The following is a 20100-nucleotide window of genomic DNA, read 5'->3' as shown; positions in this document are numbered from 1 at the left end:
GCCGTAAGTTATAATTGTGATTTAAAAGGCGCAGCGCTTAAATTCGGGCCGCACGCAGTTAAGATAGCAAATCTTAAATGCTTTGTTACATGAATCAGTTAAATGTGTGAAGCGTAGCATTTTAATCACAATTATTAATGTGCTGCAGAAAGTGGTGAAAAGGACATTTGAATGAAAAAAATTGGCGTAGTTCTTAGTGGATGCGGTGTGTATGACGGTGCTGAAATTCATGAAGCCGTACTGACGTTGCTGGCTATTGCCCGCAGCGGTGCGCAGGCCGTCTGCTTCGCGCCCGACAAAGCGCAGGTTGATGTCATTAATCATCTGACGGGCGAACCGATGGCGGAAACCCGCAATGTGCTGATTGAAGCGGCTCGTATTACGCGTGGCAATATTCGTCCGCTTTCTCAGGCCGTCTCGACGGACCTGGATGCGCTGATTGTTCCCGGTGGTTTCGGCGCGGCTAAAAATTTGAGCAACTTCGCCAGTCAGGGCAGCGAATGCCGGGTTGATCCGGATTTAGCCGGGCTCGCGTTGGCGATGCACCAGTCTGGTAAGCCGCTGGGTTTTATGTGCATCGCCCCGGCAATGCTGCCGAAAATCTTCGACTTCCCGCTGCGTTTGACTATCGGGACCGATATTGATACGGCAGAAGTGCTGGAAGAGATGGGGGCGGAGCATGTGCCGTGCCCGGTCGACGATATCGTCGTTGATGAAGACAATAAAATCGTCACTACGCCTGCCTATATGCTGGCGCAGGATATCGCTCAGGCGGCAATGGGTATCGAAAAACTGGTATCACGCGTGCTGGTTCTGGCGGAATGAAAAAAGGGGTTTTCGCCTTTCTGCGGCGGGTGATGTGGCGTGTCGCGATCGTCCTTGCTGTGTTCTGGGGAGGTGGCATTGCGTTGTTCAGCATAGTCCCCGTTCCCTTTTCGGCGGTGATGGTCGAGCGGCAGATAGGCGCCTGGCTACAGGGCGATTTTGGCTATGTTGCCCATTCCGACTGGGTGAGCATGGATGAGATCTCACCGTGGATGGGACTCGCGGTGATTGCCGCAGAAGACCAGACCTTCCCGGACCACTGGGGCTTTGACGTCGCCGCCATCGAGAAGGCGCTGTCACATAACGAACGTAATGAAAACCGCATTCGCGGTGCCTCGACGTTGTCACAGCAGACCGTTAAGAATCTCTTTCTCTGGGATGGGCGCAGTTGGCTACGCAAAGGACTTGAGGCCGGGCTTACGGTCGGCGTTGAGACCGTCTGGAGTAAGAAGCGGATCCTCACCGTTTACCTGAATATCGCGGAATTTGGTGATGGCGTATTTGGCGTGGAAGCCGCGGCGCAGCGCTATTTTGGCAAACCGGCCAGCCGATTAACCCAGTCAGAAGCGGCGCTGCTTGCTGCTGTGTTGCCCAATCCTCTGCGCTTTAAGGCCGCTGCGCCCTCAGGCTATGTGCGTAGCCGTCAGGCGTGGATACTGCGTCAAATGCGGCAGTTGGGCGGGGAGTCATTTATGACCCGTCATCACCTGCATTAAATCGGCATTAAGCCTCGCGCGAAGAGAGCGACAATCCGCCGCGTTCTTTCGGTTGGGCATCTTTTTCCAGCGCGACGGCCAGGACCGGTTGGGCGATAAAACGCTGCCACAATCTTTCCTGCTTACGACGGCAGAACCATTTTGACCAGGTCGCCAGCGGGATCAACGTTCCTTCGCCAATGTTATCGCAAACCACCGGCACCACTTCCGATTCGCTGATACGGTGACAGAGAACGTTCTGCGGTTTCAGCGTCATGGTAACGATATGGTTGTCACGCAGGTAGCGTTTTAGCTTCTTCAGCAGTTGACGTAGCACGACAAAGTCGTCTTCGTAACGACATTGGCGGGCAAATTCGGTGAGAGTGATGGACGGCTTGCCGTCGTAATCGGCAATCACATCGTAAACATAACCCGTTCCGCAGTCGGTCTCTACCGTGCCGTAATAGCGCGGGATACCGCTCCAGTCTTTCAGGTAGCGAGAGAGGTGCGCGTAGTACTTCAGCTCGCGCTGTGTCTCTTTGTCGCCGCCCTGGCCACTGTTGTAAACAATCTTAATACAACGCTGAGCATCATCCGGATGCGCATAGCACTTACGATGTCGTCCGGTGCCCAGGGGAGTCTCTGCTGATAAACGAATCATGAGTGATATCCTGGAAATATTTACTGACAATAATCCAGTATGAACACTCAAGTTAAATGAAACCTAAACGACTTGTCTTAAGGTTTTCTTAAGATAATCCTTAAGTGAAAAAGCGCACGAATTGTACAGTTAAGGGGGTAAAAAATAAAAAACGCCGGGTGGCGTTTTCTGTGAAGCTATCCGTCGGACGTGAAAGCTTAGTCTTCGTCGAATCCCGAATTGAAAAGGGCGATGACGGCGGCCAGCGCTTCGACCTCTTGCGGACCCGAGGCTTCGATCTCAATTTGTCGGCCTTTGGCGGAGTCCAGCATCAGCAAAGCGATGACGCTGTTGGCTTCCGCTTCCGTGCCTTCATCATTTCGTAGCAGGACTTCCGCATCAAATCCCTGCATTAATTCAAAGAGCTTCATTGCTGGCCGGGCATGCATGCCCAGCTTATTCGTAATTTCAACAATTTGCTTCACGGTCATGTTTTGCGTTTTTCCAGCGTGCGATGGCGTGACTGTACGTTTTTACCGCGTGAGCGGAAGTAGTCTGCCAGCTGTTCTGCAATATACACCGAACGGTGTTTCCCGCCGGTACAACCGATAGCAACGGTCAGATAGCTACGGTTGTTGGTCTCCAGCATGGGTAACCATAGCTCAAGATAGCTGCGAGTCTGGTAGATAAAATTGTGTACTTCTGTGTGCCTGTCGAGGAAGGCGGCAACGGGTTTGTCGAGACCGGTCATCGGACGCAGTTTCGGGTCCCAGTGCGGGTTCGGCAGGAAGCGTACGTCGAAGACGTAATCGGCATCGATGGGGATCCCATGCTTAAAGCCGAAGGACTCAAACACCATGGTCAGTTCACGCTCGCGTTTACCCAACAGGCGAGTTCGCAGCATTTCTGCCAGTTCATGTACCGACATTTCTGAGGTGTCGACAATCAGATCGGCGCGAGAACGCAGTGGTTCCAGCAGGTCGCTTTCCTGATCGATGGCGCTTTCCAGCGACAGGTTTTTGCTGGAGAGGGGGTGCAGACGACGCGTATCGCTATAGCGACGAATCAACGTGTTGCGATCGGCATCAAGAAACAGCAGCTGCGGCGAGAACGCCTCGGGCAGGTTGTTCATTGCCTGCTCAAAAATTTCTGGCGACTCTGGCATATTGCGTACGTCAATGCTGACCGCTGCCGAAATCTGGCGTTCGGCAAGCGTACGAGCCAGATCGGGTAACAGCACCACGGGGAGGTTATCCACGCAGTAAAAGCCCATATCTTCCAGCGCGCGCAGGGCAACAGATTTACCTGACCCTGAACGACCGCTGACGATCATCAGTACCATGTACTGTTTCTCCTCACCACGGCAAAAGGGGAGTTACGCTTCATCCTGACCACCTTCGGTGTCAGTGATGATTTGATACAACTCTTCATCGCTTTGTGCGGCGCGCAGCCGACGGCAGATGGTTTTATCCGCCAGGCGCTTAGCCACCAGTGATAACGTATGCAGATGCGTTTTGGTTTGATCCGCAGGCACCAGCAGAGCAAAAAGCAGATCAACGGGTTGGTTATCAATCGCGTCGAAGGCGATTGGCGTTTCCAGTTGCACAAACACGCCGACGGCGCGCAGGGTATCTTCTTCCAGCTTACCGTGCGGGATGGCGATCCCATTGCCGATGCCGGTACTGCCCATTTTTTCGCGCGTCAGGATCGCTTCAAAAACGACCTGCGGCGGTAAACTGAGCTGTTTTGCCGCCAGTTCACTGATGATTTCCAGCGCGCGTTTTTTGCTCTGGCAGTGAACGGCACTGCGCGTACATTCCTGGTTAAGTACACTGCTCAGTTGTAGAGACGTATCGTTATTTATCATAATTTCACCTAAGAACCTGCCCCACAACGGCGGGACAAGTTCGGAGCGCTAACTGTACAAATGGCCTGTTGTTCTGCACAACAGGCCGTCCTGCACCCGCTAACTGCCCGGACAATTAGTGTTGTTTCAATTTATCTTTGTGTTTAGTGAGCTGTCTTGCCAGCTTATCAATCAGGCCATCAATGGCCGCGTACATATCCTGACCTTCCGCGCTGGCGTGAATTTCGCCACCGTTTACATGCAGTGTTGCATCCGAGATGTGGGTGACTTTCTCCACTTTCAACACAATATAGACCTGATTGATCCTGTCGAAATACTGTTCGAGTTTGGCGAACTTGGTATTCACAAAGTCACGCAGGGCTTCTGTTATCTCGACGTTGTTTCCAGTGATGTTGAGCTGCATAGTGTCTTCCTTATCGGTTGGGTCAAACCAGTTGTTTGCGCTGGTTTGACGGCGGAATGGATAAAGACTCTCGGTACTTCGCAACGGTGCGGCGCGCCACCATGATACCTTGTTCCGACAATATCGATGTTAGCTTGCTGTCGCTCAGGGGCTTCGCGGGGTTTTCCGCCGCAATCAACTTCTTCACCAGTGCGCGGATCGCCGTGGAGGAAGCTTCGCCACCCCCCTCGGTATTCACATGGCTGGAGAAAAAATACTTCAGTTCAAAAATGCCGCGTGGACTGTGCAGATACTTCTGCGTGGTCACACGAGAAATGGTCGACTCGTGCATCTCAACGGCCTGGGCGATATCCGCCAGCACCATCGGTTTCATAAACTCTTCGCCTTGCTCAAAGAAGGCTTGCTGCTGTTCAACGATGCAGCGACTGACGCGCAGCAGGGTATCGTTGCGGCTCTCCAGACTCTTAATCAACCACTTTGCGTCCTGCAAATTGCTGCGGATGTACTGGCTGTCGGCGTCATTGCGTCCACCGCTGCACATTGCGGCGTAGTGCTGATTAATCTGTAGGCGGGGAACGCTGTCGCCGTTGAGCTCGACCGTCCAGTGACCGTTATGCTTACGCACCAGTACATCCGGGATCACGTATTCTGGCTCACCGGTCTGGATCGACTGACCGGGGCGGGGATCGAGCGACTGAATCAGATTGACCGCCTCTTTGAGCACCTCTTCTTTGAGGCGCGTGACGCGCATCAGGGTGCGGAAGTCGTGGTTCGCCAGCAGATCGAGATGATCGCTGATGATCTGCCGGGCTTCTTCAAGGAAAGGCGTCGCTTTGTCGAACTGTGAGAGCTGGATCAGCAGACAATCGCGCAGATCTTTTGCCGCCACGCCAACAGGATCAAACCGCTGAATACGTTTGAGAACGGCTTCAACCTCGTCAAGACCCACCTCTTCATTGCCCATGCTTTCGAGGATATCGTCCAGCGAAACGGTGAGATAGCCAGTGTCGTCAACGGCATCAACAATCGAGGTGGCGATCGCGCGGTCGGTATCGGAGAACGGGGTAAGTTCTACCTGCCACATCAGATAATCCTGCAGGGTCTGTGTGGTTTCTCCCTGGTAAACGGGCAGTTCATCGTCGATGTAGTCACCGCTGGTGCCCGATGGCGTCCCGGCGGTATAGATTTCATCCCAGCTGGCGTCGAGCGGTAACTCTTCCGGCATCTCTTTTTGTTCGAGGGCGTCGGCGGTATCCAGCGATTCACTGTCCTGAGTTTCGCGGGTATCAACTTCGTCGTGAAGATCGGTTTGCTCCAGCAGCGGATTACTTTCCAGCGCCTGCTGGAGTTCCTGCTGCAGTTCCAGCGTGGACAACTGCAACAGACGAATCGCCTGTTGTAGTTGCGGCGTCATCGCCAGTTGTTGGCTCAGCCTGAGTTGCAAACCTTGCTTCATGTTCAGAGTCGTCTTCTCCCGCTATGACGTCACAAACTTCTACCCTATCAGAGTCTGAAGTCTTCCCCAAGGTATACGCGCTTAACGTGTTCGTCCTGCAGGATTTCTGTCGGCGTACCGTGCGCAATCAGGTGTCCCTGGCTCACGATATAGGCCCGCTCACACACGGCCAGCGTTTCGCGGACGTTATGGTCGGTAATCAACACGCCGAGGCCGCTGTCACGCAGATGCTCAATAATGCGTTTGATATCGATAACGGAGATGGGGTCAACGCCGGCAAATGGTTCATCCAGCAGGATAAATTTTGGATTGGCGGCCAGCGCGCGGGCGATTTCCACACGGCGACGTTCCCCCCCGGAGAGCGACTGACCCATGTTGTCGCGCAGATGCTCAATGTGAAACTCTTCCATCAGCTCGTTCGCACGGTCTTCACGCTGTTCGCTAGAGAGATCGTCACGAATTTGCAGTACTGCCATCAGGTTGTCGAACACACTCAGACGGCGGAAAATCGAGGCTTCCTGCGGCAGATAGCCAATCCCGCGGCGTGCGCGGGCGTGTAGCGGCAGCAGGCTGATGTCTTCATCATCAATGATGATGTTACCGGCATCGCGCGGCACAATACCGACGACCATGTAAAAGGTGGTGGTTTTACCCGCACCGTTTGGCCCAAGCAGACCGACAATCTCGCCCGAGTTGACGGTCAGGCTGACATCTTCCACGACGCGGCGGCCTTTATAGGCCTTCGCCAGATTCTTTGCAGTTAATGTTGCCATAGCGAATTAGTTACTCTTCTTCTGAGCCGGGGCCTGGTTTTTGTTTTTGTCCTGCAACTGCGACGGAACCAGAACAGTGGTCACACGCTTGCCTTTCTCACTGAAGGCCTGCATTTTCTGCTCTTTCACCAGATAAGTAATTTTGTCCCCGGTGATGTTGCTGTCGAGCTGTTCCAGGTACGCATTGCCGGTGAGCACGACAAAATCTTTCGCCAGCTCATAATGCATTTTCGACGCATGGCCTTTTACCGGCTTACCGTTGTCCTGCATTTGATAGAAGGTGGCCGGGTTGCCGAAGCCGTCAATGACCTCTTTGCCCTCTTCACCGCCAGGACGGGTAACGACCACTTTATCGGCGTTAATTTTGATGGTGCCCTGGGTCACAATGACATTGCCGGTGAAGGTCACGACGTTGCCCTGCATATCCAGAGACTGCTGGTCCGATTCAATGTGGATCGGCTGTTCGGTATCACCGGTGACGGCGAACGCCGGAATACTGGCGGCCAGAAGTGAGCTGGCAAGCACAAGATTAAGGCTGAGTTTGTTTGTTTTGAATTTCATAGGAGGTTCTAACCTTTTCAATCAGCTCGGCGTTCTTGCTGCGTAAGTTGCCGCGCATTTTCAGTCCGCTGGAGTTAAATGTAGTTCCGTATAACGTGACAAGGTCTTCAGAGGTAACATCCTGCGTCACCAGATTGATCTGCGCGTTATCGGTGGTAATTCTGCGAAGTTGAGCGTCAGGCACCAGCGCGTTGACTTCAACGTGACCATAAAGATACAGCATTCGATCCTCGGTCAGCCTGGCTTTATCAGCCTTGATTGACCACGTCGGGATCTTGTCCTTATCAAACGTCGTTAACACGGGTTGCGTGAACCACGAAACGGCCTGATCGGAATAATATTCAACATGTTGGGCGATCAAACGATAGCTCAGTGCGCCTTCCGGACTGTAGACAACGGTGTCCGTGTGCTCGCTCTTGTAGGTCGGATCGCTCGTATTCACCACCACCTGAGCCGTGTCGTCTTTATCGGCCAGGTTAATACCAATCAGCACCAGCACGGCCAACGACAGTAGAATGATAACCCAACGTCTGGCTTTACTCATATCGATTGCCCTTTGGCCTCATCAAGCTTACCCTGCGCCAGTAATAGTAAATCACAGACTTCGCGTACCGCGCCGCGTCCGCCCGCGATTTTGGTGACGTAATCCGCGCGCGGAAGCAGTAACGGATGCGCATCCGCAACGGCAATGCTCAGGCCAATTTTTTCCATCACTGGCCAGTCGATCAGATCATCCCCGACGTAGGCCACGTTTTCCGGCGCAATCGCCAGTTTTGCCAGCAGACTGTGAAAGGCGACCAGCTTGTCCGACTGCCCCTGATACAGATGCGTGATCCCCAGTGTGGCACACCGATCTTCTACTAGTTTAGCTTTTCGTCCGGTAATGATGGCGACGTCGATATCAGACGTCAGCGCACAACGAATCCCGTAACCGTCACGGACGTTGAAAGCTTTCAGTTCTTCACCGTTGTTGCCCATATAAATCAGGCCATCCGACAGTACGCCATCGACATCAAGAATCAGCAGACGGATATTCTCTGCTTTGGCGATGACGTCCGCGCTGACGGGTCCATAACAGGTCGCAAGCGACGCACCTGCTTTGCTCATTTCTCTTTATCCTTGAATTTCTACACAACGCCTGCACGCAGGAGATCATGCATATGTAACACACCGAGTAACTGGTCGCCATCGGCAACCATCACGGAGGTGATATGGCGGGACTGCATTAAGTTCAGGGCATCGACCGCCAGAATTCCTGGACGCACGCGAATGCCCCCTGGCGTCATCACGTCGGCAATACCGAGTTGGCGTACGTCAACACCCATATCAAAGACGCGACGTAAATCACCGTCGGTGAAGATACCGTCGATCTTCATCGCATCATCGCAAATCACGGTCATCCCGAGGTTCTTGCGGGTGATTTCCAGCAGCGCGTCGCGCAGACTGGCATCTTTGGTGACATGCGGGATCTCATCGCCCGTATGCATAATATCGTTAACGCGCAGCAGCAGTTTACGCCCCAGCGCACCGCCCGGATGCGACAAGGCAAAATCCTCTGCGGTAAAGCCGCGCGCCTTTAATAACGCCACCGCCAGGGCATCGCCCATCACTAACGTGGCGGTGGTGCTGCTCGTTGGTGCCAGTCCAAGCGGGCAGGCTTCTTGCGGTACTTTAACACACAGATGGACATCCGCAGCACGTGCCATGCTGCTTTCTGGTCGACCGGTGATGCAGATAAGCTGAACCTGCAGTCGCTTAAGGACCGGAATCAGGGCCGCGATCTCGCTGGATTCTCCAGAGTTGGAGATGGCAATCACCACATCCTGCGAGGTCACCATCCCCAGATCGCCGTGGGCGGCTTCACCCGGATGGACGAAGAATGAAGAGGTACCGGTGCTGGCAAAGGTCGCGGCCATTTTGCGGCCAATATGCCCCGATTTCCCCATGCCCATCACCACCACTTTGCCGGTGCAATTGAACATTTTTTCACAGGCGAGAGTGAAATCCTGGTTGATGTACTGATCGAGTTCCGCCAGGCCTTCACGTTCAATCGCCAGAACCTCTTTGCCGGCTTGCTGAAAGTCAAAACCCGGTTGTAACGCTAAGTGCGACATATGTCTGTTTCCAGTTATCCAACGAGAAGCGGCGACAGCCAATACAACATCGCCAGCCATACGATAAAACCGCCGGTCAACAGCACGCCCGCGCCGCGACCGGACTGGCGGGGACGCCGCCAGCAAAGTAATGCAAAGATGATGCTCACCAGCAGCATCACGCTGTAGTCACGGCTGAACGCCAACGGGTTCACCTCACCCGGCGTAATCAGGGCGGGGAGGCCGAGGACAATGGTGAGGTTAAAAATGTTCGCGCCGATAATATTGCCCACCGCGATATCGTTCTCACCTTTGCGCACGCCCGCGATGGCGGTTGCCAGTTCAGGCAGGCTGGTGCCGATCGCGATTACTGTCAGGCCAATCGTCAGTTCGCTCATCGCGAAGTAATTGGCAATCACGGTGGCGTTATCCACCACCATTCGGGTGGCCATTGGCATGATAATCAGCGCAATGCCCAGCCATAAAAACGCCACCGGCAGCCCGCCTTCGCGCGGCAATTCAGCAACCTGCTCCCGCGTGAGACTGTCATTGCCCTGACGCTCAGCGAGACGGGCGATTTTAACAATGAACAACAGCCATAACACGGCTAATAGTAAAAGAAAGATACCATCGGTGCGGCTGAGTTGTCCGTCATACAGTACGGATCCGGCTACGACGCTAACCAGTAACATTAGCGGTAATTCGCGACGTAGAATATCGGAATGCACGGTAAAAGGGTGGATCAGCGCGGCAAGTCCGAGGATCAACAAAATGTTGGTTATGTTGGATCCGAGCGCGGTGCCAACGGCTAAATCTACCTGCCCGTGCAGGGAGGCGGCGACAGAAACAATAATTTCAGGCAGAGATGTGCCTATACTGACTACCGTCATACCAATGATCAGCGGCGGGATCCCGAAGGTTCGGCATAGGATTGACGCGGAAAAAACCAGGCGGTCGGCGCCGTAGACGACCAATAATAAACCAATAATTAACAGCGCCGTTGCTAAAAGCATCTAAAGTCCTTTCTTCAGGTATACTCGCCGGTCCACCGGGATTGTCTGGAAACCGTTACGAAGTCTTAATTTTGACTTTATGCAGCTAAAAAGTAAAACAAATGCCAGCTTTCGCTAACCAGCGCGGGTAATATTCTGTAAATATGTTGGGTTCATGGCTAAATTCCACGCCATGCTGAGATCAACAAGCAACACGAAGGATGAATCAATGGGTCAGTCTGTGGCGAATTTAGTCGACATGCGCGATGTCAGCTTTACGCGCGGCGATCGCTGCATTTTCGATAACATCTCTCTGACCGTACCGCGTGGCAAGATCACCGCGATCATGGGGCCATCGGGGATCGGTAAAACGACGCTGCTGCGCCTGATCGGCGGACAAATTCTGCCAGATAAGGGAGAGATCCTGTTTGATGGTGAGAACATCCCTGAAATGTCTCGCTCGCGCCTCTACACGGTACGCAAACGGATGAGTATGCTGTTTCAGTCAGGGGCGCTGTTCACTGACATGAACGTGTTTGATAACGTGGCATATCCGTTACGCGAACATACCACGCTTCCCCCGTCGTTATTGAAAAGCACGGTGATGATGAAACTGGAAGCCGTCGGTCTGCGCGGTGCGGCAAAACTGATGCCTTCAGAACTGTCCGGAGGGATGGCCCGTCGGGCGGCGTTAGCGCGCGCCATTGCGCTGGAACCGGATCTCATCATGTTTGATGAACCGTTTGTCGGTCAGGATCCGATCACCATGGGCGTGCTGGTCAAACTGATTTCAGAATTAAACAATGCGCTGGGCGTGACCTGCGTCGTGGTCTCTCACGATGTGCCGGAGGTTCTGAGCATTGCCGATCACGCCTATATTATGGCGGACAAAAAGATTGTGGCCCACGGCAGCGCGCAAGCGCTGCAAGAGAATGACGACCCGCGCGTACGTCAGTTCCTGGATGGCATTGCAGACGGGCCGGTCCCGTTTCGCTATCCTGCGGGCGATTATCACTCTGATTTACTCGGAACAGGGAGTTAAGCCACTCATGCTGTTAAATGCACTGGCGACGCTGGGACATAAGGGGATTAAAACCCTCAGAACGTTCGGGCGCGCTGGGTTAATGTTGTTCAATGCGCTGGTCGGCAAACCGGAATTTCGTAAACATGCGCCGCTGCTGGTGCGCCAGCTTTATAATGTGGGCGTCTTGTCGATGCTGATCATTATTGTTTCTGGCGTGTTTATCGGCATGGTGCTGGGGTTGCAGGGCTATCTGGTACTCACCACCTATAGTGCGGAAACCAGTCTGGGGATGTTAGTGGCGCTGTCGCTGCTACGTGAACTCGGTCCGGTCGTCGCCGCGCTGCTGTTTGCCGGTCGTGCGGGTTCCGCTCTGACCGCTGAAATTGGCCTGATGCGCGCCACGGAGCAGCTTTCCAGTATGGAAATGATGGCCGTCGACCCACTGCGTCGGGTGATCTCCCCGCGTTTCTGGGCGGGCGTGATTTCGCTGCCGCTGCTGACGATTTTGTTTGTGGCCGTAGGGATCTGGGGCGGTTCTCTGGTCGGCGTAAGCTGGAAGGGGATTGACGCCGGTTTCTTCTGGTCTGCGATGCAGAATGCCGTCGACTGGCGTCTGGATCTGGTCAACTGTTTGATTAAAAGCGTGGTGTTCGCCATTACGGTAACCTGGATTGCATTGTTCAATGGGTATGATGCGATTCCGACCTCGGCAGGCATTAGCCGGGCAACCACACGCACCGTTGTGCACTCGTCGCTGGCCGTTCTGGGTCTGGACTTTGTACTGACCGCATTGATGTTTGGGAATTGAGTTCATGCAAACGAAAAAAAATGAAATTTGGGTGGGGATCTTTTTGTTAGCCGCATTGCTGGCCGCGCTGTTTGTCTGCCTGAAGGCGGCCAACGTGACCTCTATGCGCACAGAACCGACCTACACGATTTACGCGACATTCGATAATATCGGCGGTCTGAAAGTGCGTTCGCCGGTGCGCATCGGTGGCGTGGTGGTCGGCCGCGTGGCGGATATTTCCTTAGACCCGAAGACCTATTTACCCCGTGTGACGCTGGACATCGAAGAGCGCTATAACAACATCCCTGATACCAGTTCACTGAGCATCCGGACGTCCGGTCTGCTGGGGGAACAGTACCTGGCGCTGAACGTTGGTTTTGAAGATCCTGAGCTCGGAACGTCTATCCTCAAGGATGGCGGCACGATCCAGGACACTAAATCCGCGATGGTGCTGGAAGATATGATTGGTCAGTTCCTTTACAACAGCAACAGTAAAGGCGATGACAATAAGAATTCTGGCGATGCATCGGCGCCGACCGAAGGTCATAATGAAGCCACTGGGCCTGCGGGCACAACGAATTAATCTCAGGAGAATCGAATTATGATTAAACGTTTAATGATGGTGGCTCTACTGGTGATTGCACCGCTGAGCACCGCCATTGCAGCCGATCAGACCAACCCTTACAAGTTGATGGATGAAGCGGCGCAGAAAACCTTCGACCGCCTGAAAAACGAACAGCCGAAAATCCGTTCGAATCCGGACTATCTGCGCGATGTGGTTGACCAGGAACTGCTGCCGTATGTCCAGGTGAAATACGCCGGCGCGCTGGTGCTGGGTCGTTATTACAAAGAGGCGACTCCGGCTCAGCGTGATGCCTATTTCGCCGCGTTTCGCGAATACCTGAAACAGGCCTACGGCCAGGCGCTGGCAATGTATCACGGTCAGACGTATCAGATTGCCCCGGAACAACCGTTGGGTGATGCGACCATCGTTCCTATTCGCGTGACGATTCTCGATCCAAACGGTCGTCCTCCGGTACGTCTGGACTTCCAGTGGCGTAAAAATACCCAGACGGGTCACTGGCAGGCCTATGACATGATCGCCGAAGGCGTCAGCATGATCACCACCAAACAGAACGAGTGGAGCGATCTGCTGCGTACTAAAGGGATCGATGGACTGACGGCGCAGTTGAAATCTATTGCGCAGCAAAAAATCACTCTGGAAGAGAAGAAGTAAATGACTCAGTCACTCAGTTGGATGCGTGACGGTGACAGGCTGGCGCTCGTGGGAGAGCTGGACCAGGACGTGCTGAATCCCTTGTGGGATGCGCGCGTTGAGGCGATGACCGGCGTGACCTGCATCGATCTCAGCCAGATTTCCCGAGTGGATACGGGGGGACTGGCGCTGCTGGTCCATCTCATCAGTCTGGCGAAAAAGCAGGGCAACAACGTGTCTCTGACGGGGGTGAACGACAAAGTCTTCACCCTGGCGGAACTCTATAACTTACCTGCTGACGTGCTCCCGCGTCAGTGATATCAGTACGTTATTATCTATAGCCTCGCTGGATTTACCCGCGAGGCTTTTTGCTTATTTATGACAGCGCAACTTTGCTCTAAGATGTTGGGCTGTTTTCACAATCTGACGAATGAAGAGCCCATGGAAAATAATGAAATTCAGAGCGTGCTGATGAACGCACTCTCCCTCCAGGAAGTCCACGTCTCTGGCGATGGCAGTCACTTTCAGGTTATTGCCGTGGGTGAGATGTTTGACGGCATGAGCCGGGTGAAGAAACAGCAGTCGGTTTATGCGCCGCTGATGGAATACATTGCGGACAACCGCATTCATGCCCTGTCGATCAAAGCGTATACCCCAGCAGAGTGGGCGCGCGATCGTAAACTAAACGGTTTTTGAGTTACGGGTGAAGCACCGGTAACGACGATGAATTTTAACTGAGAACAACATCATGGATAAATTTCGTGTACAGGGGCCAACCCGGCTCCAGGGCGAAGTCACAATTTCTGGCGCGAAAAACGCCGCTCTGCCGATCCTTTTTGCGGCGTTGCTGGCGGAAGAGCCGGTAGAGATCCAGAACGTCCCGAAACTGAAGGACGTTGATACCTCGATGAAGCTGCTGAGCCAGCTCGGTGCGAAAGTGGAACGCAATGGCTCCGTGCACATCGACGCCCGCGACGTTAATGTCTTCTGCGCACCGTATGATCTGGTGAAAACCATGCGCGCATCGATTTGGGCGCTGGGGCCGTTGGTCGCCCGTTTTGGTCAGGGTCAGGTTTCACTGCCTGGCGGTTGCACTATTGGCGCACGTCCGGTTGATCTGCATATTACCGGTCTGGAGCAACTGGGCGCGACGATCACGCTGGAAGAAGGCTATGTGAAAGCTTCTGTTGATGGTCGTCTGAAGGGCGCGCATATCGTCATGGATAAAGTCAGCGTTGGCGCAACGGTGACAATCATGTGCGCCGCGACGCTGGCGGAAGGCACCACCATCATTGAAAACGCCGCCCGTGAACCGGAAATTGTCGACACCGCCAACTTCCTGATTGCGCTGGGGGCGAAAATTACCGGTCAGGGGACCGATCGTATCACCATCGAAGGCGTAGAACGCCTGGGTGGCGGTGTTTATCGCGTATTGCCAGACCGTATCGAAACCGGGACGTTCCTGGTGGCTGCGGCGATTTCTCGTGGCAAAATTATCTGCCGTAACGCGCAGCCGGATACGCTGGATGCGGTACTGGCGAAACTGCGCGATGCCGGTGCGGATATCGAAGTGGGTGAAGACTGGATTAGCCTCGATATGCACGGCAAACGTCCGAAAGCGGTCAACGTGCGCACCGCTCCACATCCGGCATTCCCGACGGACATGCAGGCCCAGTTCACGCTGTTGAATCTGGTGGCGGAAGGGACTGGCTTCATCACGGAAACCGTGTTTGAAAACCGCTTTATGCACGTGCCTGAGCTGAGCCGTATGGGTGCCCATGCGGAAATTGAAAGCAATACTGTGATTTGTCACGGTGTCGATAAGCTCTCCGGCGCGCAGGTGATGGCGACGGATCTGCGTGCTTCTGCCAGTCTGGTGCTGGCGGGATGTATTGCGGAAGGGACGACGGTCGTTGATCGTATTTATCATATCGATCGCGGTTATGAGCGCATCGAAGATAAACTGCGTGCGCTGGGCGCTAACATCGAGCGCGTGAAAGCCGAATAATTGTGTGTCATTGAGTAGCCCCGATGCGCTGCGCCGGGGCTACTGTTTAGCGAGTTACTTTACATCTGACTTATCCCGGCGCGCCGCCCGCATCAGACGCGTCCTGTCGATGAATTCGTGTGTTCTGGCATCATGGTAGCGTGACGGCCAGATAACCCAGGGCTCCGTTCCGAGCGCTTTCGCTATGATCAGCTCGCCTTTCGGCCACGGTCGGGTTAAGGCGTTTGCCAGCGTGGAGGAACTTAATCCATGCCTGCGCGATTCGGCAGCCATTGAGGTCCCTTTTTTACGTAATCCAGCAATGATATCTGCCGGATGCCAGTCAATGAGTTTGCTCTCCATTTATCCCCTCGCTCATGGTCATTCATCGTTGATTTGCACAATCAATTTGCAAAAGACACTATACGCTCAGAGAATTGATGTTCTAATATGTTCATGTAAAGAGTTTAAATATTCAGAATTTATTAAGATTTATTGCGTGAGTTGCAATAGAGAAGTGAGATTGCGCGGGTTTTATTGGAACTTATGTGAATCATCCCGCGCGATGTGGCGGGATGATTGCGTCGTCATTAGCGATCACGCTGTACGGCAATATGCGCCAGACCGATCAACGCCTCGCGCCATTGGGAATCAGGAAGTACCTTCAGTGCGGCGATGGCTTTGTCAGCCTCTTCTTCTGCGCGCTGGCGTGTCCATTCCAGTGAACCACAGGCGTTCATCGCGTCCAGTACCGGCTCCAGAAGGTGTCGGCCATTTCCTTGTTCAATGGCGTGGCGAATCATTTGCGCCTGCTCTGGCGTGCCGTTACGCATCGCATGCAGCAGCGGTAGCGTAGGTTTGCCTTCGTTCAGGTCATCACCGACATTTTTACCGAGTTGTTCGCCATCGGCGTTGTAGTCCAGCAGATCGTCAATCAACTGGAAAGCCGTTCCCAGATAGCGACCATAGTCCTGCAACCCTTTTTCCTCGGCTTCGCTACAGCCTGCGAGGAGACCGGAACACTGCGCCGCCGCTTCAAACAGTCGCGCTGTCTTACTGTAGATCACGCGCATATAGCTTTCTTCCGTAATGTCCGGGTCGTTAACGTTCATTAACTGCAGGACTTCACCTTCAGCAATGACGTTCACGGCTTCAGACATCACTTCCAGCACCTTCAGTGAGCCGAGGCTGGTCATCATCTGGAAAGCTCGGGTATAGATAAAATCGCCAACCAGCACGCTGGCAGCATTGCCAAATGCAGCGTTCGCTGTGGCTTTGCCCCGACGCATATCGGATTCATCCACCACATCGTCATGAAGCAGGGTGGCGGTGTGGATAAATTCGATCAATGCCGCGATCGTGACATGGGCGTGTCCCTGATAGCCAACGGCGCGCGCCGCGAGTACGGCAATCATCGGGCGAATACGTTTACCGCCACCGCTCACAATGTAATAGCCTAACTGATTGATCAGTTGGACGTCGGAATTAAGCTGTTCAAGGATTGTCGCATTGACACCCGCCATATCTTGCGCGGTTAACTCATTGATTTTTTCTAAATTCATCGCAAAAGCCGGGCTTTTCGCCCCGTTTACCTCATCATGTGGCAAGGTAACTTAGGGTTTAGGGTTAGAAATATATGCTGATTGTACTGAAAAAACGCCGCAGATAAACGTTACCATACACGTTGTGTTTTTTTTCTTCATGTATTGACTGTAGCACTTGTCAAAGGCTCACGTTTTGCGTAATATTCGCGCCCTATTGTGAATATTTATAGCGCACTCTGAATCATTGAAAGGTGTGCGCGGAAGCGGAGTTTTTTATGTACGCGGTTTTCCAAAGTGGTGGTAAACAACACCGAGTAAGCGAAGGTCAGACCGTTCGCCTGGAAAAGCTGGACATCGCAACTGGCGAATCTATCGAATTCGCTGAAGTTCTGATGATCGCAAACGGTGAAGAAGTCAAAATCGGCGTTCCTTTCGTTGATGGCGGCGTAATCAAAGCTGAAGTTGTTGCTCACGGTCGTGGCGAGAAAGTTAAAATCGTTAAGTTTCGTCGTCGTAAACACTATCGTAAGCAGCAGGGCCATCGTCAGTGGTTCACTGATGTGAAAATTACTGGCATCAGCGCCTAAGACCTGAGGAGAGATTTAAATGGCACATAAAAAGGCTGGCGGCTCAACTCGTAACGGTCGCGATTCAGAAGCTAAACGCCTGGGCGTTAAGCGTTTCGGTGGCGAATCCGTTCTGGCGGGTAGCATCATCGTTCGTCAACGTGGCACCAAGTTCCACGCTGGCACCAACGTAGGTTGCGGTCGTGACCACACTCTGTTTGCTAAAGCAGACGGTAAAGTGAAATTTGAAGTTAAAGGCCCGAACAACCGTAAATACATCAGCATCGTTGCTGAGTAAGTTTTTCGTGGTCCGGTAACGGATAAAAGCCCCGCACCCTGTTGCGGGGCTTTTTACATTCGACGACCGGTAAATATGCTCGTGAAACCGCTTTGTACCGGATAACGAGCCCTTGCAGGGAAAACGGGCATGAAGCAGCAGGCTGGCATTGGTATTCTTTTGGCGCTCACAACCGCAGTGTGTTGGGGGGCTTTGCCAATTGCTATGAAGCAGGTGCTGGAGGTGATGGAACCCTCTACCATCGTGTTTTACCGTTTTTTAATCGCGAGCGTTGGCCTCGGGGCGATTCTGACCGCGAAGCGCAGGCTTCCGCCGCTGCGAATTTTTCGCAAGTCGCGCTGGCTGATCCTGTTGGCGATTGCCACCGCTGGACTCTTTGGGAACTTCATCCTGTTCAGCTCTTCCCTGCAGTATTTAAGCCCGACGGCTTCGCAGGTGATTGGTCAACTGTCGCCAGTGGGTATGATGGTCGCGAGCGTATTTATCCTTAAAGAGAAGATGCGCGGTACGCAGATTGTTGGCGCGATAATGCTGTTAAGCGGGCTGGTGATGTTCTTCAACACCAGTCTGATAGAAATTTTTACCAAACTGACCGATTACACCTGGGGTGTTATTTTTGGCGTCGGTGCGGCCATGGTCTGGGTCAGTTATGGCGTCGCGCAAAAGGTGTTATTGCGGCGTCTGGCATCACCGCAGATCCTGTTTTTACTGTACACTTTATGTACGATAGCGCTGTTGCCGCTGGCAAAGCCCGGCGTAATAGCCCAGCTCAGTGACTGGCAGCTTGCCTGTTTGATTTTTTGTGGGCTGAATACGCTGGTAGGATATGGCGCCCTGGCGGAAGCGATGGCGCGTTGGCAGGCAGCTCAGGTGAGCGCATTAATCACGCTCACCCCGCTGTTTACGCTGTTATTTTCAGATCTTTTATCTATGGCCTGGCCCGATTTCTTCGCCAGACCGATGTTAAACCTTCTAGGTTATCTCGGTGCGTTTGTCGTGGTTGCGGGCGCGATGTACTCCGCCATTGGTCATCGTATTTGGGGCGGATTACGTAAGCATGAATCGGTGGTATCGCAGCCCCGCTCAGGCGAATGATTTACGGAGAGTAAAATGAAGTTTGTTGATGAAGCAACGATTCTGGTCGTTGCAGGCGATGGCGGTAATGGTTGCGTTAGCTTCCGCCGTGAGAAATATATCCCGAAAGGCGGCCCGGACGGCGGCGACGGTGGTGATGGTGGTGACGTCTGGATGGAAGCCGACGAAAACCTGAACACTCTGATCGACTACCGTTTTGAGAAATCTTTCCGCGCAGAGCGTGGTCAGAATGGCGCCAGCCGTGACTGTACCGGTAAACGAGGGAAAGATGTCACCATTAAAGTACCGGTAGGTACGCGTGTGATAGACCAGGGCACGGGCGAAACCATGGGTGACATGACCAAACACGGTCAGCGTCTGATGGTCGCAAAAGGCGGCTGGCACGGTCTGGGTAACACCCGTTTTAAATCTTCAGTCAACCGCACACCGCGTCAGAAAACGATGGGGACGCCGGGTGACAAGCGTGACCTGTTGCTGGAGTTGATGCTGCTGGCGGATGTGGGCATGCTGGGGATGCCAAATGCCGGTAAATCAACCTTTATCCGCGCGGTCTCTGCGGCGAAACCTAAAGTAGCGGATTATCCGTTTACTACGTTGGTGCCAAGTCTTGGCGTTGTCCGTATGGATAACGAAAAGAGCTTCGTGGTCGCGGACATCCCGGGGCTGATTGAAGGTGCTGCGGAAGGTGCCGGTCTGGGGATTCGCTTCCTGAAACACCTTGAACGTTGCCGCGTACTGCTGCACCTCATTGATATCGATCCGATCGACGGTTCCGATCCGGTTGAGAATGCGCGGATCATCATTGGTGAACTGGAAAAATACAGTCAGGATCTGGCTGCCAAACCGCGCTGGTTAGTGTTCAACAAGATCGATTTGCTGGATAAAGCCGAAGCGGAAGAGAAAGCCAAAGCCATCGCGCAGGCGCTGGGCTGGGAAGATAAATATTATCTGATCTCTGCCGCCAGCCAGTTGGGCGTGAAGGATCTCTGCTGGGATGTGATGACCTTTATCATCGAGAACCCGATTACTCAGGCGGAAGAAGCGAAGCAGCCAGAGAAAGTCGAGTTCATGTGGGATGACTATCATCGCCAGCAAATCGCGGAAGTGGAAGAAGAAGCAGAAGACGACTGGGATGACGACTGGGACGAAGACGACGAAGAAGGCGTCGAGTTCATCTATAAGCGTTAATTCCCGTTTCAATGCCCGGTGGCGCTAGTGCTTACCGGGCATACATCATCTGTAGGCCGGATAAGCGCTAGCGCCATCCGGCAAAATACC

At 53.5% G+C, this 20100-nt stretch carries 27 protein-coding genes; 13 read left to right on the top strand and 14 right to left on the bottom strand.

The window, feature by feature from the left end; all coding sequences use genetic code 11:
- The first annotated feature begins 171 nt into the window (after positions 1-171).
- Together elbB and mtgA are read left to right on the top strand one after the other, a co-directional pair.
- Positions 172-825, top strand: coding sequence for an isoprenoid biosynthesis glyoxalase ElbB (gene elbB / locus OGY35_RS06280; RefSeq protein WP_152406168.1), 654 nt, complete (start codon positions 172-174; stop codon positions 823-825).
- Positions 822-1541 carry a monofunctional biosynthetic peptidoglycan transglycosylase gene (gene mtgA, locus OGY35_RS06275; protein ID WP_178825895.1) on the top strand — a complete coding sequence of 240 codons (720 nt, stop codon included), beginning with the start codon at positions 822-824 and terminating at the stop codon, positions 1539-1541. The genes elbB and mtgA overlap by 4 nt, the downstream gene beginning before the upstream one ends.
- A gap of 7 nt (positions 1542-1548) precedes the next feature.
- Here mtgA and yrbL read toward each other — a convergent pair whose 3' ends face one another.
- From yrbL to OGY35_RS06215, 12 genes are all read right to left on the bottom strand, one after another.
- The gene (gene yrbL, locus OGY35_RS06270; protein WP_178825897.1) at positions 1549-2181 is read right to left on the bottom strand and encodes a PhoP regulatory network protein YrbL; all 633 of its coding nucleotides are present in this window, start codon (positions 2179-2181) and stop codon (positions 1549-1551) included.
- 197 nt (positions 2182-2378) lie between these two features.
- Complete coding sequence (gene npr, locus OGY35_RS06265; protein WP_152406165.1) at positions 2379-2651, bottom strand: PTS phosphocarrier protein NPr; 273 nt, start codon at positions 2649-2651, stop codon at positions 2379-2381.
- Complete coding sequence (rapZ, locus tag OGY35_RS06260) at positions 2648-3502, bottom strand: RNase adapter RapZ (protein ID WP_012908509.1); 855 nt, start codon at positions 3500-3502, stop codon at positions 2648-2650. Before rapZ ends, npr begins: the two co-directional genes overlap by 4 nt.
- A 33-nt stretch (positions 3503-3535) precedes the next feature.
- On the bottom strand, positions 3536-4027 hold the full coding sequence (gene ptsN / locus OGY35_RS06255) for a PTS IIA-like nitrogen regulatory protein PtsN (protein ID WP_046488143.1): 492 nt from the start codon (positions 4025-4027) through the stop codon (positions 3536-3538).
- Positions 4028-4142: 115 nt separating this feature from the next.
- Positions 4143-4430 carry a ribosome hibernation promoting factor gene (gene hpf / locus OGY35_RS06250; RefSeq protein ID WP_003025078.1) on the bottom strand — a complete coding sequence of 96 codons (288 nt, stop codon included), beginning with the start codon at positions 4428-4430 and terminating at the stop codon, positions 4143-4145.
- Positions 4431-4452: 22 nt separating this feature from the next.
- Entirely contained in the window at positions 4453-5886 is a 1434-nt protein-coding gene (rpoN, locus tag OGY35_RS06245) for an RNA polymerase factor sigma-54 (protein WP_286631705.1), read from the bottom strand.
- A 47-nt stretch (positions 5887-5933) separates the two neighbouring features.
- Positions 5934-6659: an LPS export ABC transporter ATP-binding protein gene (lptB, locus tag OGY35_RS06240; protein ID WP_042325043.1), complete on the bottom strand. Its 726-nt coding sequence runs from the start codon at positions 6657-6659 to the stop codon at positions 5934-5936.
- Positions 6660-6665: 6 nt separating this feature from the next.
- Complete coding sequence (gene lptA / locus OGY35_RS06235; protein ID WP_042325045.1) at positions 6666-7220, bottom strand: lipopolysaccharide ABC transporter substrate-binding protein LptA; 555 nt, start codon at positions 7218-7220, stop codon at positions 6666-6668.
- A complete protein-coding gene (gene lptC, locus OGY35_RS06230) occupies positions 7189-7764 on the bottom strand; it encodes an LPS export ABC transporter periplasmic protein LptC (protein ID WP_178825901.1) in 576 nt (191 codons plus the stop codon). The genes lptA and lptC overlap by 32 nt, the downstream gene beginning before the upstream one ends.
- Positions 7761-8327 (bottom strand): 3-deoxy-manno-octulosonate-8-phosphatase KdsC, encoded by a 567-nt coding sequence (gene kdsC, locus OGY35_RS06225; protein ID WP_046488128.1) that lies wholly within the window; start codon positions 8325-8327, stop codon positions 7761-7763. Before kdsC ends, lptC begins: the two co-directional genes overlap by 4 nt.
- A gap of 20 nt (positions 8328-8347) precedes the next feature.
- Complete coding sequence (gene kdsD / locus OGY35_RS06220; protein ID WP_042325051.1) at positions 8348-9334, bottom strand: arabinose-5-phosphate isomerase KdsD; 987 nt, start codon at positions 9332-9334, stop codon at positions 8348-8350.
- A 14-nt stretch (positions 9335-9348) separates the two neighbouring features.
- Entirely contained in the window at positions 9349-10326 is a 978-nt protein-coding gene (locus OGY35_RS06215) for a calcium/sodium antiporter (RefSeq protein WP_286631704.1), read from the bottom strand.
- Between the two features lie 208 nt (positions 10327-10534).
- Between OGY35_RS06215 and mlaF the strand changes: the two genes are divergently transcribed.
- The 7 genes from mlaF (at position 10535) to murA (ending at position 15340) form a co-directional block, all read left to right on the top strand.
- A complete protein-coding gene (gene mlaF / locus OGY35_RS06210; RefSeq protein ID WP_152406162.1) occupies positions 10535-11347 on the top strand; it encodes a phospholipid ABC transporter ATP-binding protein MlaF in 813 nt (270 codons plus the stop codon).
- A gap of 7 nt (positions 11348-11354) precedes the next feature.
- A complete protein-coding gene (gene mlaE / locus OGY35_RS06205; RefSeq protein WP_042325057.1) occupies positions 11355-12137 on the top strand; it encodes a lipid asymmetry maintenance ABC transporter permease subunit MlaE in 783 nt (260 codons plus the stop codon).
- 4 nt (positions 12138-12141) lie between these two features.
- Complete coding sequence (mlaD, locus tag OGY35_RS06200; RefSeq protein WP_152406161.1) at positions 12142-12699, top strand: outer membrane lipid asymmetry maintenance protein MlaD; 558 nt, start codon at positions 12142-12144, stop codon at positions 12697-12699.
- An 18-nt stretch (positions 12700-12717) separates the two neighbouring features.
- A complete protein-coding gene (gene mlaC, locus OGY35_RS06195) occupies positions 12718-13353 on the top strand; it encodes a phospholipid-binding protein MlaC (protein ID WP_152406160.1) in 636 nt (211 codons plus the stop codon).
- On the top strand, positions 13354-13650 hold the full coding sequence (gene mlaB / locus OGY35_RS06190; RefSeq protein ID WP_152406159.1) for a lipid asymmetry maintenance protein MlaB: 297 nt from the start codon (positions 13354-13356) through the stop codon (positions 13648-13650).
- Between the two features lie 123 nt (positions 13651-13773).
- The gene (gene ibaG, locus OGY35_RS06185; protein WP_042325065.1) at positions 13774-14028 is read left to right on the top strand and encodes a BolA family iron metabolism protein IbaG; all 255 of its coding nucleotides are present in this window, start codon (positions 13774-13776) and stop codon (positions 14026-14028) included.
- A 52-nt stretch (positions 14029-14080) separates the two neighbouring features.
- On the top strand, positions 14081-15340 hold the full coding sequence (gene murA, locus OGY35_RS06180; RefSeq protein WP_152406158.1) for a UDP-N-acetylglucosamine 1-carboxyvinyltransferase: 1260 nt from the start codon (positions 14081-14083) through the stop codon (positions 15338-15340).
- A 54-nt stretch (positions 15341-15394) separates the two neighbouring features.
- Here murA and sfsB read toward each other — a convergent pair whose 3' ends face one another.
- Complete coding sequence (sfsB, locus tag OGY35_RS06175) at positions 15395-15682, bottom strand: DNA-binding transcriptional regulator SfsB (protein ID WP_178823014.1); 288 nt, start codon at positions 15680-15682, stop codon at positions 15395-15397.
- Positions 15683-15909: 227 nt separating this feature from the next.
- A complete protein-coding gene (gene ispB, locus OGY35_RS06170; RefSeq protein ID WP_286631703.1) occupies positions 15910-16881 on the bottom strand; it encodes an octaprenyl diphosphate synthase in 972 nt (323 codons plus the stop codon).
- A gap of 257 nt (positions 16882-17138) precedes the next feature.
- Here ispB and rplU point away from each other — a divergent pair, with 257 nt between their 5' ends.
- The 4 genes from rplU to cgtA all read left to right on the top strand — a co-directional run bounded on the left by rplU (position 17139) and on the right by cgtA (position 20010).
- The gene (rplU, locus tag OGY35_RS06165) at positions 17139-17450 is read left to right on the top strand and encodes a 50S ribosomal protein L21 (protein ID WP_042325074.1); all 312 of its coding nucleotides are present in this window, start codon (positions 17139-17141) and stop codon (positions 17448-17450) included.
- Between the two features lie 19 nt (positions 17451-17469).
- A complete protein-coding gene (rpmA, locus tag OGY35_RS06160; protein ID WP_003861831.1) occupies positions 17470-17727 on the top strand; it encodes a 50S ribosomal protein L27 in 258 nt (85 codons plus the stop codon).
- 129 nt (positions 17728-17856) lie between these two features.
- Positions 17857-18822: a DMT family transporter gene (locus OGY35_RS06155; protein WP_152406155.1), complete on the top strand. Its 966-nt coding sequence runs from the start codon at positions 17857-17859 to the stop codon at positions 18820-18822.
- Between the two features lie 15 nt (positions 18823-18837).
- Positions 18838-20010, top strand: coding sequence for an Obg family GTPase CgtA (gene cgtA / locus OGY35_RS06150; protein ID WP_042325080.1), 1173 nt, complete (start codon positions 18838-18840; stop codon positions 20008-20010).
- The last annotated feature ends 90 nt before the right edge of the window (positions 20011-20100 follow it).

It is taken from the genome of Citrobacter sp. Ct235, assembly GCF_030332305.1.
Taxonomy (GTDB): domain Bacteria; phylum Pseudomonadota; class Gammaproteobacteria; order Enterobacterales; family Enterobacteriaceae; genus Citrobacter_A; species Citrobacter_A telavivensis.
Note: the sequence above shows the minus strand (reverse complement) of the source record. Positions and strands in the feature narration are given on the sequence as shown.